We start from the raw sequence: 13,025 nt of genomic DNA, 5'->3' as shown, positions 1-13,025 counted from the left end.
GATGCCCCCTAGCGTTCCCACGACGAGATTCGGCCATCCGGTGGCCGCGTCGGCCCGATGCTAGTCACCGCGCGTGCTCGCCGCGCGGTTAGGGCGCAACTGGCCGGAAATGCCCGGCTTCGGCACGGTTGGGCGTCCCGGGGACGGGGTACTCCCTGCGTGCTTGGTTCGTCCAGCTCCGGAAGACCTCGTTCCGACCCCGTGTCACGGCACACAAATGGCCCCTTGTGCTGCAGGAATGTCCGTGCTGGACCAGGTGAAGAAACCGCGACGCGCCGATCTTGTGATGCGGAAAGGCCTTTTCTTGTCGGTGATCGCCGGTACCGTGGAATGAAAAGCACTCCGAGGAGGTGCCCGATGCATCATGACCTTCCCGGAGGTCGGCGCGAGGAGGCCGACCCTTCAGCAACATCCGGAGCTGGGACGACGGCGGACGAGCAGGCAAGGCAGATCCGCTTTCTCGAAGAGGAAGTGGCGCTGCTGCGCCGCAAGCTGACCGACTCGCCGAGGCAGAACCGCGTTCTCGAACAGCGGCTCGCCGAGGCGTCGGAAAGGGTGAGCCAGCTCACCGAGCGGAACACCAAACTGGTCGAAACCCTGCGCGAAGCGCGAGGACAGCTCCTCGCTCTCCGTGAAGAGGTCGACCGGCTGGCCCAGCCACCGTCCGGGTACGGCGTGTTCGTCACGTCGTACGAGGACAACACGGTGGACGTGTTCACGGCCGGCCGGAAGATGCGGGTGTCGGTTTCGCCCGCGGTGGAGATCTCGTCGTTGCGACGCGGCCAGGCGCTGCGCCTCAACGAAGCCCTGACCGTGGTCGAGGGCGGCGACTTCGAGCGCACCGGCGAGGTGTGCGCGTTGCGCGAGGTGCTCGCACCGGACGTCGAGGGCGCCAGCCCTCGTGCGCTCGTGGTCGGGCACGCGGACGAAGAGCGGGTTGTCCTGCTCTCCGATCTGCTGGCGGAGCAGCCGCTGAAGCCCGGCGACTCGCTCCTGGTCGACTCCAAGGCCGGTTACGCGTACGAGCGCGTGCCGAAGGCGGAAGTCGAAGACCTGGTGCTGGAGGAGGTGCCCGACGTCCGCTACGAGGACATCGGTGGCCTCACCCGGCAGATCGAGCAGATCAGGGACGCGGTCGAACTGCCGTTCCTGCACGCCGACCTCTACCAGGAGTACCAGCTGCGCCCGCCGAAGGGCGTCCTGCTCTACGGCCCGCCGGGCTGCGGCAAGACGCTCATCGCCAAGGCGGTCGCGAACTCGCTGGCCAAGAAGGTGGCGGCGGCGCGGGGCGACAACGAGGACGGGAAGTCCTACTTCCTGAACATCAAGGGTCCCGAGCTGCTCAACAAGTTCGTCGGGGAGACCGAGCGGCACATCCGCTTGATCTTCCAGCGGGCGCGGGAGAAGGCCTCCGAGGGCACCCCGGTGATCGTGTTCTTCGACGAGATGGACTCGATCTTCCGGACCCGTGGATCGGGCGTTTCGTCCGATGTGGAGACCACGATCGTCCCGCAGCTGCTCTCCGAGATCGACGGTGTCGAAGGCTTGGAAAACGTCATCGTCATCGGTGCCTCGAACCGTGAGGACATGATCGACCCGGCGATCCTGCGGCCGGGCCGGCTCGACGTCAAGATCAAGATCGAGCGTCCGGACGCCGAAGGCGCGAAGGACATCTTCTCCAAGTACCTGGCCGAAGGCCTGCCGATCCACGCGGACGACCTCGCCGAGTTCGGCGGCGACGCCAAGGCGACGTTCGACGCGATGATCCAGCACACCGTCGAGCGGATGTACGAGGAGAGCGACGAGAACCGGTTCCTCGAGGTGACCTACGCCAACGGGGACAAGGAAGTCCTGTACTTCCGTGACTTCAACTCGGGCGCGATGATCCAGAACATCGTGGACCGGGCGAAGAAGTCGGCGATCAAGTCCGTGCTGGAGACCAACCAGCCCGGCCTGCGCGTGCAGCACCTGCTGGACGCGATCGTCGACGAGTTCGCGGAGAACGAGGACCTGCCGAACACCACCAACCCGGACGACTGGGCCCGGATCTCCGGCAAGAAGGGCGAGCGGATCGTGTACATCCGCACGCTCGTCACCGGGAAGAACACGGACTCGGGGCGGGCGATCGACACCGCCACGAACACCGGTCAGTACCTGTAGGGAACGAACACCCGGTGGGGCGGTCGCCGCGGCGGCCGCCCCACCGGCGTGTCCGGGGTCAGTCCCGGGCCAGCTCCGCTTCGGGCGCCGGCGACCCGGCCGTGCGGCGGACGCGCAGCCGGCCGTGCGCGGCGAGAATGCCCAGCACCACCAGGATCGCGCCGGCGGGCTGGTTCCAGCTCACCGGTTCGTCGAGCACCGCCACGCCCAGCAGTACTCCGACGATCGGTGTGAGGTAGGTCACCGACGACGCGTTCGCTGCGCCCCAGGCCGCGATGATCCGGACGTTCCAGACATAAGCCAATCCCGTGCCGAAGACGCCGAGCGCCACCATGCTCAGCACGACCGGCAGTGTCGGGTGGATCGGCGTCACCGCGATCGCCGGCGCCAGCAGTCCGAGGATGACCGTCGCCGACGCCGTCTGCCCGGCCGCGACGACGACCGGGTCCGCCCCGCGCGGCGAGACAAACCGGCGCATGTAGACGAAACACGCGCCGTAACACGTGGTGGCGCCGAGACAGGCGAGCTGCGCGGTCAGCTGGTGCGACACGTCGACGCCGTGCCACACCCCGACGATCGTGAGCACGCCCAGGAACCCGAGCAGCAGCCCGAGCACCCGCGGCGGCGTGAACCGCTCCTCGGGCAGCGCCGCCGCGGCCAGCAGCATCGTGATCAACGGCGTCGTCGCGTTGAAGATGCTCGCCAAACCGGACGAAATGTACTGCTCCGCCCACGAGAACAGCAGGAACGGCACCACGCACAGCAGCACCGACACGACGACGAGGTGGCCCCACAGCGCGAGATCGCGGGGGAGCGCCCGCCGGCGGACCAGCAGCACTGCGGCGAGCGCCAGTGCGCCCAGCGAGACCCGGGCCAGCGCGACCTGCGCGGGGGACAGGCCGTCGAGGCCCACCTTGATGAACAGGAAGCTCGCACCCCACACGGCCGCGAGCAAGCCGAACCGCACCGTGACCCCGAAACCCATGCCGCGCAGTCAAGCCGGGCGACCACCGCCGGAGCCAGCGATTTTCGGACGTCGTCGTGTGTATAACGACCTATACTGCCGGGGTAGGATCAAGCCCATGGGGGCCCAGAACCGCGAAGAACCGCCGTGGACGCGGGCGCTCGCGCACGTCGCCGGCCTGGTGTCGGGGCCGCCGCTCGCCGCGGATCTGGACGTCACCGTGCACTTCCACCCGGACCGGCTGGTGGGCGGGGTGCCGCTGCTGCGGTACCTGGCCGCCGACGGCGTCTACCGCTCGCAGTTCGAGACCGGCACGAGCAACGGCGGCTTGACCGCCCACCCGGGTGGTGACCGGTGGCGCTGGGAGCACCGGATCTTCGGCGGCGCCTACGACGACGGGCCGCCGTCGGGGCGGCCCAAGTACGGCGCGCTCAACCACCGCCGCCGCCCGGCCGGCGGCTCGGTCCGGTTCGGCTCGGCTCGGCCCACCTGCGCCTGAAGCGGGAAGTGCTGCGGCGGACGACCTTCTGCTACCCGGACAGCTTCCGCGAGCCAGCCGACTTCGGCACAGCCGAGCACCTGCCGCTGGTGCCGCTCGCCGAAGCGGCCGAGGTGGACGTCCTCGACGACTACGTCGAGGCCCACGTGCACGGCCCGCTCCGGCTGGACACCGACGTCGCGGCCCTGGTGCTGGACCCGGCGTTCCGGGGGACCGACGTCGAGGCGGCCGCCGCCGCGCTGCCGTTCCCAGCGTCGTGGCACCACGGCTTCCGGCTGTCCGTCGCGGTGCTCGCCGAGCACGCGGACTTCCGCGGCGAGGACGTCGTGCGGGCCGGCGAGCAGATCGCCGAGGACGGGTGGCTCGACGCCCGCGTCGTCGGCGACGCCGTCCGCGCCGGCACGCACGATCCGCAGACCCTCAAGCGCGTCTGGCACTGCACCGCGCGGTTCGGGCTACGCGACGACGCCGACGGGTAGCAGCGCCTCGGCCAGCCGCCGCCAGTGCGGCAGCGCGGACTGCCCGGGCTCGATCCCGACGACCTGGACGCCGACGTGGTCGGCGCCCGCGTCGAGGTGCTCCTCGAGCCGGCCGGCGATCGTGTCGAGGTCGCCCCAGAACACCAGGTCGTCGACGATCCGGTCACTGCCGCGACCGCCGTCGATGTCGGCTTCGGTGTAGCCGAGCCGCAGGAACTTGGCCACGTTGTACCGCTGCGTCAGGTACGGGTGCAGGTGCTCCCGGGCGATCTCGCGCGCCCGGGCCGGATCGGTCTCGAAGAGGACGGCGTGCTCGACGCCGAGGAACGGGCGCTCGCCCAGGATCTCGCGCGCCTGCGCCGTGTGCCGCGGCGTCACGTGGTAGGTGTGCGCGCCGGCCGAGCGGTCGCGGGCCAGTTCGAGCATCTTCGGGCCGTACGCGGCCAGGACGCGCCGCATCGGCGCGGCGGGCGCGGGATTGGTGTTCGTGGCCGTATCGATGGCGTCGAGGTAGTCGTTCATCGCCCGCAGCGGGCTGGTCGTGCCGGGGCGCCCGGCGCCGAAGCCGAGGCCGAGCAGGTGGCGGTCAGGGTAGGCGTCGGCCAGCAGCAGGGCCGCGCCGCGCGTCCACCGCGGCTCGCGGGACCAGATCTGGGCGATCCCGTTGACGACGGCCAGGCGCCGGGTCGAGGCGAGCAGGAAACCGGCGTGGGTGAGGGCTTCCCGGCCGTCGCGCTCGGGGATCCAGACCGCCCGCCAGCCGAGGTCTTCCAGCTCCTGCGCGGTGTCGCGGGCCAGGCTCGCCGGCTGGTCTTCGAAGTCGAACGTCCAGATCCCGTAGCGGCCCAGTGGCATGTTGTCGATCGCGCTCATGCATCGAAGTATCGCAGAACTTCGATATGAGTCAACCGTCGGGAACTCGCCAGGGGAGGGGAGTGGTCAGAGCGAGTGGCCGAGGACCTCGACGATCCGGGCGATCCGCTCTTCGTTACGGCGGTAGTGCGTCCACTTCCCGAGCCGGGTCGCGCGGACCAGCCCGGCGCGCTGCAGCGACGCCATGTAGGCCGAGACGGTCGACTGGGCCAGGCCGGCCTTCTCCTGGATGTGCGTCACGCACACCCCTTCTTCGACCACCATCGCCCCGCGCTGCTCGAGGAAGTTCTGCTCCGGATCCCGCAGCCACCCGAGGATCCGCAGCCGCACCGGGTTCGCGAGCGCCTTGAACACGTCGAGCAGCTGCTCGACCTCCGGCGGGGCCTCGGCGCGCGTCGTCACCTCTCCGATGGTAGATCACATCGCGACACTCCGATGCGACATCGGCGCGTGGTCCCCGGACCTCAGCGTATAACGACCTATACTTCACGCCGTGAGCGAAGAAACCGGGCGGCCGCGCGCGCCCATCACCGAAGCCGACGTCATGGCCTGGCTGGAGACGACCGCCGCCACCGTCGAAGCCGGGGAGGTGGGCCCCCAGGAGCTCATCGACATCCTCGGCGAGCTGCGCCGCGCCTCCGCGGCCTGCGCCGACGCCTCCGACTGGGCCCTGCTCGCCGCCCGCGAAGGCGGCGCCAGCCTGCGTCAGATCGCGCCGGTCTTCGGCAAGGGCTACGTCCGGGCCCCGGCCGCCCGCCTCGAGAAGCTCCACCGCCAGGCCCAGACCGCCGGCCAGTGGCTCGCCATCCTCCGGCACAAGCAGAACGGATGAGTACGCCCGTGGATCGCGTGGATCGCATCGCGCTCGGCCTGGCGGCGCTGGGCCGGCCCGCGTACATCAACCTGGGCCGGGACGGGGCGCTGCCGGCCGTGCGGGACGTCGCGTCGATGCGAGCCGCGACCTTCACGGTGCTCGACGGCGCCTACGCCGCGGGGATCCGCACCGTCGACGTCGCCCGGTCCTACGGGCGCTCGGAGGAGTTCCTCGCCGGCTGGCTCGACGAGCGCGGGCACCGCGACGTCGTCGTCTCCAGCAAGTGGGGTTACGCCTACGTCGGCGGCTGGCGGCTCGACGTCGAGGTGCACGAGGTGAAGGAGCACTCGGCGACGCGGTTCGCCGTGCAGTGGGCGGAAACCCTGGCGCTGCTGGGGGACCGGGTCAGCCTCTACCAGGTCCATTCGCTCACTGTGGACAGTCCGCTGTTCACCGACGAGCCGCTGATCGAAGCGCTGGCGGAGCTCGCGGCGAACGGCGTCGCGGTCGGGTTCTCGACGTCGGGGCCGGCGCAGGCGGCCGCGATCGAGCGGGCCTTCGCGCTGGAAGTGGCCGGGCGGCCGGTGTTCTCGTCGGTGCAGTCGACGTGGAACCTCCTGGAGCCGTCGGCGGGACCCGCGCTGGCCGCGGCGCACGCGGCCGGGAAGCGGGTGCTGGTCAAGGAAACCCTGGCCAACGGCCGGCTGGCGGTCGAGGCGCCGCGGGTGCTGCTCGACATCGCCGCGGCGCACGGGACCGGGCCGGACGCGGTCGCGGTGGCGGCGGTGCTGGCGAACGACTGGGCCGGCGCGGCGGTCATCGGCCCGGCGAGCGCGCCGCAGCTCGAGGCGAACCTGCGCGCCACCATGCTTTCGCTGAGCACCGAGGAGGAAGCCGCGCTGGCCGGGCTGGCGGAGGATGCGGGGGACTACTGGCGACACCGGTCCTCTTTGGGCTGGGACTGACCGGCTGCACTACTCTGCGCAGTCACAGTCGGACTACGGGAGGGCCGGAGCAGGTGCGTCATCGCCAGGTGGTTGCGTTGGCCGCGGTCGCGTTGGTCGGCCTCACGGGATGCGACGGCCCCGACCCGAACAACCTCGAGACGTACTACGACGATCCGGTCGCGTCGGCCACGCTGACGGCGCCCACGCCGGAAGCGCCGGCGCCGACCCCGAAGGCGGCTCCGGTCACCCAGGCGGCGCCGGACCCCGGACTGCTCGCGGAGCGGGCGCTGCTGTCCGATCAGGACGTCGCCGAAGAGGGTGTGCAGCCCGGCTCCGGCGCGGCTTCGGGCTGCCTGACGGACGACGTGTCGGCGACCAGCCGGACCGCGAGCTGGCGGTACCCGAGCGGTTCGGTGCTGCGGCACCGGGTCGCCGCCTACCCGGACGGCTCGGCCGGCGACATCGTGGCGAACGCGCAGTGCACCGGCCACACCGTGGACGTCCCGGCCCAGGCGGGCGTCGAGCGTCAGCGGGCCTGGTGCGAAGGCAAGACGTGCACCGTGCTGCTGGCGCGGGGCACGCTGGTGTCCGGGCTGACCGTCTCGGCGAGCACGGAGGCGCGGGCGATCGACGCGGCGAAGCGGCTGCTGCCCGCGATGGCGGCGAAGCTGACGGCGCCGGCAGCTCAGCCGTAGCGGCGGAACCACTCCTGGACGCCTTCGCGGCCGTCGGGGATGAACGGGAGTGCCGGTGCCGGGTCGTCGACCCAGGCGCGCAGCTCGTCGAGCGGGAGCCAGCGGCCTTCGACGATCTCTTCGGCCTGGTGGCGGATCGGGCCGTCCCAGCGGACCTCGAAGGCGAAGTTGTGGCAGCGGTTGCGGCCGTCGTCGTACACCTTCGTGAACAGCGGAACGGGTTCCACCCCGTGGACGCCGAGCTCTTCGGCCAGTTCACGGCGGGCGCACTCCGCCGGTGACTCGCCGGCGGCGACGACCCCGCCGGCCCAGCAGTCCCAGGTGGACGGGAACACGTCCTTCGTGGGGGTCCGGAGGTGCACGTAGACCGCGTTTCCGTCACCCGAACGGACCAGCACGACGCCGGCGGCGTGCCACAGGCCCTCGCGGCGGAGGCGGCTGCGCAGCGTCGAGCCGACGACGGAGCCGGCCTGGTCATAGAGGGCAACGAGTTCGTCACTGCCTGGCATGGGTGCATCGTTCCACTAGGCCTACCCCGTAGGGTGGTGGACATGCGGCGGATCATGGGAACCGAAGTCGAGTACGGCATCTCGGTGCCGGGCGACGCGACGGCGAACCCGGTACTCACCTCGACCCAGGTCGTGCTGGCCTACGCGGCCGCGGCCGACATCCCGCGAGCGCGGCGGGCCCGGTGGGACTACGAGGTGGAGTCCCCCTTGCGGGACGCGCGCGGGTTCGACCTGACCGGCCCGGGCGGGCCGGGGCACGACCCGGACGTCGAGGACCTGGGTGCGGCGAACGTCATCCTGACCAACGGCGCGCGGCTGTACGTCGACCACGCGCACCCGGAGTACTCGGCGCCCGAGGTGACGAACGCGCGTGACGCGGTCATCTGGGACAAGGCCGGCGAACGGGTGATGGAGGAGGCGGCGCTGAAAGCCGCGTCCGTGCCCGGGCAGCCCCCGCTCCAGCTGTACAAGAACAACGTCGACGGCAAGGGCGCCAGCTACGGCACGCACGAGAACTACCTGTGCGCGCGCTCGACGCCGTTCACCGCCATCATCGCCGGGCTGACGCCGTTCTTCGTGTCGCGGCAGGTCTTCACCGGGTCGGGCCGGGTCGGGATCGGGCAGCAGAGCGAAGAGGCCGGGTTCCAGCTCTCCCAGCGTGCGGACTACATCGAGGTCGAGGTCGGCCTGGAGACGACGCTGAAGCGCGGGATCATCAACACCCGCGACGAGCCGCACGCGGACGCGGACAAGTACCGGCGGCTGCACGTCATCATCGGCGACGCGAACATGTCCGAGTACTCGACCTACCTCAAGGTCGGCGCGACGGCCCTGGTGCTCGACCTGATCGAGTCCGGCATCCGGTTCGACGACCTGAAGCTGGACGAGCCGGTCAAGGCCGTGCACCAGATCAGCCACGACCCGACGCTCAAGGCGCAGGTGTCGCTGGCCAACGGCAAGAAGTACACCGGCCTGGACCTGCAGTTCGCCTACCACGAGATCGCTTCGCAGAACCTGGAGCGCACGGGCGCGGACGAGGCCGCCAAGGAGGTGCTGCGGGTCTGGGGCGAGATCCTGGACGCGCTGGCGCGGGACCCGCAGGAGTGCGCGGACCGGCTGGACTGGCCGGCGAAGCTGCGGCTGCTGGAGGGGTACCGCCAGCGGGACAGCCTCGCCTGGGGCGCGCCGCGGCTGCGCCTGGTGGACCTGCAGTACTCGGACGTGCGGCTGGCCAAGGGCCTGTACAACCGGCTGGTCACGCGGGGCTCGATGAAGCGGCTGGTGACCGAGGAAGAGGTGCTGGCCGCCGTCACGACGCCGCCGTCGGACACGCGGGCCTACTTCCGGGGCCGGGCGCTGGAGAAGTACGCGAGCTCGATCGCGGCGGCGTCCTGGGACTCGGTCATCTTCGACGTCGGCAAGGAGTCGCTGGTGCGGATCCCGACGCTGGAGCCGTTGCGCGGGACCAAGGCGCACGTCGGCAAGCTGCTGGACAACGCGGCGACGGCGGAGGAGCTGGTGGAGGCACTCACCGGTTCGGACTAGGCGGTACGCACGCGGATCGCGGCGGTGACCCCGAATGTCGGGGCCGCTGGGTAGGCTAGGAAACATCAGCCACACCGGGAGGCGAGATGGCCCAGGAAAAGATCGAAAAGCACGGCGGCGGCGACTCCGACGAGGAGTTCGACGACACCGGCGCGGCGGGTCAGGAACGGCGCGAGAAGCTCGGCGAGGACGTCGACACGATCCTCGACGAGATCGACGACGTGCTGGAGGAGAACGCCGAGGACTTCGTCCGGGCCTACGTCCAGAAGGGCGGCGAGTAGCCGCTCGGGCGTTCGCGCCCTTGCCGACCGTTCAGCCGGCGGCCGGGGGTTCCGCGTGGTGGTGACCGTGGTCCGTGCGGGCCGGGGTCGCCGAACGCGGGGCCACGGCCGCCAAGGCCCGCACAGATGGGATTTTTGAGCACGTATGGACAACACCAGGGGCATCTCGGGTCCCGCTCTGCCGGGGGCGTACTTCTCGTCGGCGACGTCGTCGTTTTCCGACTTCCTGCGGGTGCAGGCGCCGGAACTGCTTCCGGAGCGCCGGATGTCCGGTGGTGCGGGCGACCTGGGCGTGCCGCACGGGACGACGATCGTCGCGCTGACCTTCGCGAGCGGAGTGCTGATCGCGGGTGACCGGCGGGCGACGTCGGGGAACCTGATCGCGAGCCGCGACATGGAGAAGGTGCACGTCACCGACGAGTACTCGGCGGTGGGCATCGCGGGCACGGCCGGGCTGGCCGTGGAGATGGTGCGCCTCTACGCCGTGGAGCTCGCGCACTACGAGAAGATCGAGGGCGTTTCGCTGTCGCTGGACGGCAAGACGAACAAGCTGGCCGGGATGGTCAAGGCGAACCTCGAGATGGCGATGGCCGGGCTGGCCGCGATCCCGCTCTTCGTCGGGTACGACCTGGAGGCCGAGGACGCGCGGCACGCCGGCCGGATCGTCTCGTACGACGCCGCGGGCGGGCGCTACGAGGAGAACGGCGGGTACGCCGGGATCGGCTCGGGTTCGCTGTTCGCAAAGTCCGCGCTCAAGAAGCTGCACGACCCGGACGCCGACGTCGAGAACGCCACGCGGGTGGCGGTCGAGGCGCTGTACGACGCGGCGGACGACGACACCGCTTCGGGCCTGCCGGACCTGGTGCGCCGGATCTTCCCGTCCGTCGTGACGATCACCGCCGAGCACGGCGCCGTGCAGCTGCCGGAGTCGGAGACCGCCGCCGTGGCGGAGGCCGTGATCGCCGGGCGGATCGAGCGCCAGCAGCGTCGGCTGTCCTGACGCGGGCCGGAGCTGAACCAGTGAACGATGGAACACCGAAAGACCTGGAGCGCACACCGTGACGATGCCGTTGTATGCCTCTCCCGAGCAGCTGATGCGGGAGCGTTCCGAGCTGGCGCGCAAGGGCATCGCGCGCGGCCGGAGCGTGGTGGTGCTGAAGTACGCGGGCGGCGTGCTGTTCGTGGCGGAGAACCCGTCGGCGACGCTGCACAAGGTGTCCGAGATCTACGACCGGATCGGCTTCGCCGCCGTCGGGCGCTACAGCGAGTTCGAGAACCTGCGGGTCGCCGGGATCCGGCACGCGGACCTCAAGGGCTACCAGTACGACCGGCGTGACGTGAGCGCGCGGGCGCTGGCGAACGCGTACGCGGCGACGCTGGGCAGCATCTTCACCGAGCAGCTGAAGCCGTTCGAGGTGGAGGTCTGCGTGGCGGAGGTCGGGGCGAGCGCGGCGGAGGACCAGCTGTACCGGCTGACCTACGACGGCTCGATCTTCGACGAGCCGCAGTTCATCGTGATGGGCGGCCAGGCCGACAAGATCGTCACGAAGCTGAAGGAGACGTTCGAAGACGGCCTGGACCTGCAGGCGGCCCTCGGCGTGGCGGTGACGGCGTTGCGCACGCCGATCCAGCCCGCCGCAGCGACGTCGTCGTCGGCCGGTTCGTCGTCCTCTTCGTCGTCGTCGGCGGCGAGTGCGTCGGCCAACGGCAACGGCGAGACGGACCCGCCGATCAAGCTGGAGGTGGCGGTCCTGGACCGCGACCGCCCGCGGCGCGCGTTCCGCCGCCTGACGGGAACGGCGCTGGACGCGCTGCTGCCGGTGCCGGACCCCCAGGGTGACGAGCCGGAGAAGCCCGAAGGCGAGTAGTAGTTCGTGCGAAACGGGGCGTGGTCACTGACCGCGCCCCGTTTTCGCGCCGTGCCGACCGGAACGGCCAACACGCGAGGTGCGCTGCTCAGGACGCGGCGGACGGCTGCCGGAAGGTCTGGTCGGCGAAGGCCAGCAGGTACGGCAGCGTCGCCCGGGCGGTGTGCCACGTGTGGTTGAAGCCGCGTTCGGCGTGGACGACCGCCTCCTGGCCGCGGGCGTGCAGGGCGTCGGCGATGCGGTGGGCCGTCGTGACGTCGGTGGGTGCGCCGGTGCCGACGGCCAGCATCACCGAGATCGGGGCGGGGAACTTCATCGTCGGCAGGTAGCGGCGCGGGGTGTTGGCGGCGATGGCGGCCTGGTCGCCGCCGAGGACGCCGACGGAGTCGTTGAGGTCGTCGTAGGGCAGGGCGATGACCAGGGTGGCGAACTCGTCGACGTGGTGCAGCCCGATGTTGAGCGCGCCGAAACCGCCGCCGGACATGCCGCCGAGGGCGCGGTGGGCGCGGTCGGCCAGCGTGCGGTAGCGGCCGTCGATCGCCGGGACGACGGTGCGGGCGAGGTAGGTCTCCAGCTGCGGGCCGCCCGGGACGTCGAGGCACTCCCAGTCGGTGCTGGGGACGCCGGCGGTCATGTCCACGCTGACCACGATCATCGGGGCGATGACGTTGGCCTGCTGCAGGGCCTGGAGGGTGCCGGGAGCGTCGCCGGAGGTCAGCCAGTCGCGCGGGCCGCCGAACGGGTAGCCGTGGATCAGGTAGACGACGGGGTAGCGGCGGGCGGCGTTGGCCGGGTCGCCGTACCCGGCCGGCAGGATGACGTAGTTGCTGCCCGACGGCACGCCGTGCGCGGGGTCGGGGAGCGGGACGACGTCGATCGTCTGGCCGGCGGCCGCGACGCCGGTGCCGCCGTGGGGCGCTGACTCGGACTCGGATTCCGGGGCTTCCCGGTCGTCGTCGAGCAGGCGGCCGGCCAGGTTGACGACGCCGGGGCCGCGCTGGAGCAGGCGGGCGAGGTCGTCGGCGGTGCGCACGTACCCGACGTAGCTGTTGACCGCCGTGACCGCCGCCAGCAGCAGGAGGACGCCGACGGCGGTGAACCCCCAGCGGCGGACGCGGCGCCGGTGCGCGAGCGCGATCACGGCGGCGAACACCGCCACCGCGGCGGTGGCGAAGGCGAGCCAGATGAACGGCGATTCGAACGGCCCGAGGTCACGGGCGCGGGCGGTGATGTCGCCCGGCAGCACCGGATCCACCGCGACCTGCGGCGTCATCCGCGCCGCGCCGGGTGCCACCGCATCGAAACCCCACTCGTCCCCTGGCTGCGGGCAGGAGGGCCCGCATCTCGATCTTGACGCTAGCCAGGGGACGCTGTGGGTTCGTTGAGAGAAA

General features: G+C 71.1%; 13 protein-coding genes and 1 pseudogene. 9 read left to right on the top strand and 5 right to left on the bottom strand.

The window, feature by feature from the left end:
• Positions 1-357: 357 nt before the first annotated feature.
• Positions 358-2,160, top strand: coding sequence for a proteasome ATPase (arc, locus tag MUY22_RS37405; protein ID WP_247051898.1), 1,803 nt, complete (start codon positions 358-360; stop codon positions 2,158-2,160).
• Between the two features lie 58 nt (positions 2,161-2,218).
• Here arc and MUY22_RS37400 read toward each other — a convergent pair whose 3' ends face one another.
• Complete coding sequence (locus MUY22_RS37400; RefSeq protein ID WP_247051897.1) at positions 2,219-3,145, bottom strand: DMT family transporter; 927 nt, start codon at positions 3,143-3,145, stop codon at positions 2,219-2,221.
• A gap of 97 nt (positions 3,146-3,242) precedes the next feature.
• On the opposite strand from MUY22_RS37400, the pseudogene MUY22_RS37395 reads away from it, so the two are divergent.
• A pseudogene (locus tag MUY22_RS37395) lies at positions 3,243-4,102 on the top strand (DUF3626 domain-containing protein).
• On the opposite strand, the gene MUY22_RS37390 reads toward MUY22_RS37395, so the two are convergent.
• Together MUY22_RS37390 and MUY22_RS37385 are read right to left on the bottom strand one after the other, a co-directional pair.
• Positions 4,079-4,975, bottom strand: a complete 897-nt coding sequence (locus tag MUY22_RS37390; RefSeq protein WP_247051896.1) for a TIGR03620 family F420-dependent LLM class oxidoreductase — start codon at positions 4,973-4,975, stop codon at positions 4,079-4,081. The pseudogene MUY22_RS37395 and the gene MUY22_RS37390 overlap by 24 nt on opposite strands.
• A 66-nt stretch (positions 4,976-5,041) precedes the next feature.
• The gene (locus tag MUY22_RS37385) at positions 5,042-5,377 is read right to left on the bottom strand and encodes a helix-turn-helix transcriptional regulator (RefSeq protein WP_247051895.1); all 336 of its coding nucleotides are present in this window, start codon (positions 5,375-5,377) and stop codon (positions 5,042-5,044) included.
• 91 nt (positions 5,378-5,468) lie between these two features.
• Here MUY22_RS37385 and MUY22_RS37380 point away from each other — a divergent pair, with 91 nt between their 5' ends.
• The 3 genes from MUY22_RS37380 to MUY22_RS37370 all read left to right on the top strand — a co-directional run bounded on the left by MUY22_RS37380 (position 5,469) and on the right by MUY22_RS37370 (position 7,431).
• Entirely contained in the window at positions 5,469-5,807 is a 339-nt protein-coding gene (locus tag MUY22_RS37380) for a hypothetical protein (protein ID WP_247051894.1), read from the top strand.
• Complete coding sequence (locus tag MUY22_RS37375; protein WP_247051893.1) at positions 5,804-6,754, top strand: aldo/keto reductase; 951 nt, start codon at positions 5,804-5,806, stop codon at positions 6,752-6,754. The genes MUY22_RS37380 and MUY22_RS37375 overlap by 4 nt, the downstream gene beginning before the upstream one ends.
• 68 nt (positions 6,755-6,822) lie before the next feature.
• On the top strand, positions 6,823-7,431 hold the full coding sequence (locus tag MUY22_RS37370) for a hypothetical protein (RefSeq protein WP_247051892.1): 609 nt from the start codon (positions 6,823-6,825) through the stop codon (positions 7,429-7,431).
• On the opposite strand, the gene MUY22_RS37365 is transcribed toward MUY22_RS37370, so the two are convergent.
• The gene (locus MUY22_RS37365; RefSeq protein ID WP_247051891.1) at positions 7,422-7,940 is read right to left on the bottom strand and encodes an NUDIX hydrolase; all 519 of its coding nucleotides are present in this window, start codon (positions 7,938-7,940) and stop codon (positions 7,422-7,424) included. The genes MUY22_RS37370 and MUY22_RS37365 overlap by 10 nt on opposite strands.
• A 42-nt stretch (positions 7,941-7,982) precedes the next feature.
• Here MUY22_RS37365 and dop point away from each other — a divergent pair, with 42 nt between their 5' ends.
• The 4 genes from dop to prcA all read left to right on the top strand — a co-directional run bounded on the left by dop (position 7,983) and on the right by prcA (position 11,634).
• On the top strand, positions 7,983-9,485 hold the full coding sequence (gene dop, locus MUY22_RS37360; RefSeq protein WP_247051890.1) for a depupylase/deamidase Dop: 1,503 nt from the start codon (positions 7,983-7,985) through the stop codon (positions 9,483-9,485).
• Positions 9,486-9,571: 86 nt separating this feature from the next.
• Entirely contained in the window at positions 9,572-9,766 is a 195-nt protein-coding gene (locus MUY22_RS37355) for a ubiquitin-like protein Pup (protein ID WP_013226725.1), read from the top strand.
• Positions 9,767-9,911: 145 nt separating this feature from the next.
• The gene (prcB, locus tag MUY22_RS37350) at positions 9,912-10,766 is read left to right on the top strand and encodes a proteasome subunit beta (protein WP_247051889.1); all 855 of its coding nucleotides are present in this window, start codon (positions 9,912-9,914) and stop codon (positions 10,764-10,766) included.
• 58 nt (positions 10,767-10,824) lie between these two features.
• Entirely contained in the window at positions 10,825-11,634 is an 810-nt protein-coding gene (prcA, locus tag MUY22_RS37345; protein WP_247051888.1) for a proteasome subunit alpha, read from the top strand.
• Positions 11,635-11,722: 88 nt separating this feature from the next.
• Here the strand turns inward: prcA and MUY22_RS37340 are convergent, their stop codons facing one another.
• Entirely contained in the window at positions 11,723-12,907 is a 1,185-nt protein-coding gene (locus tag MUY22_RS37340; RefSeq protein WP_247064302.1) for an esterase family protein, read from the bottom strand.
• Between the last annotated feature and the right edge of the window lie 118 nt (positions 12,908-13,025).

This window comes from Amycolatopsis sp. WQ 127309 (genome assembly GCF_023023025.1).
Lineage (GTDB): Bacteria > Actinomycetota > Actinomycetes > Mycobacteriales > Pseudonocardiaceae > Amycolatopsis.
This window is presented reverse-complemented; position numbering and strand designations above follow the sequence as displayed.

Excerpts from the sequence above, each read along its gene's own strand:
- arc (WP_247051898.1), top strand. The coding sequence starts at position 358 with ATGCATCATGACCTTCCCGGAGGTCGGCGCGAGGAGGCCGACCCTTCA.
- MUY22_RS37400 (WP_247051897.1), bottom strand. The coding sequence starts at position 3,145 with ATGGGTTTCGGGGTCACGGTGCGGTTCGGCTTGCTCGCGGCCGTGTGG.
- MUY22_RS37390 (WP_247051896.1), bottom strand. The coding sequence starts at position 4,975 with ATGAGCGCGATCGACAACATGCCACTGGGCCGCTACGGGATCTGGACG.
- MUY22_RS37375 (WP_247051893.1), top strand. The coding sequence starts at position 5,804 with ATGAGTACGCCCGTGGATCGCGTGGATCGCATCGCGCTCGGCCTGGCG.
- MUY22_RS37365 (WP_247051891.1), bottom strand. The coding sequence starts at position 7,940 with ATGCCAGGCAGTGACGAACTCGTTGCCCTCTATGACCAGGCCGGCTCC.
- dop (WP_247051890.1), top strand. The coding sequence starts at position 7,983 with ATGCGGCGGATCATGGGAACCGAAGTCGAGTACGGCATCTCGGTGCCG.
- MUY22_RS37355 (WP_013226725.1), top strand. The coding sequence starts at position 9,572 with ATGGCCCAGGAAAAGATCGAAAAGCACGGCGGCGGCGACTCCGACGAG.
- prcB (WP_247051889.1), top strand. The coding sequence starts at position 9,912 with ATGGACAACACCAGGGGCATCTCGGGTCCCGCTCTGCCGGGGGCGTAC.
- MUY22_RS37340 (WP_247064302.1), bottom strand. The coding sequence starts at position 12,907 with ATGACGCCGCAGGTCGCGGTGGATCCGGTGCTGCCGGGCGACATCACC.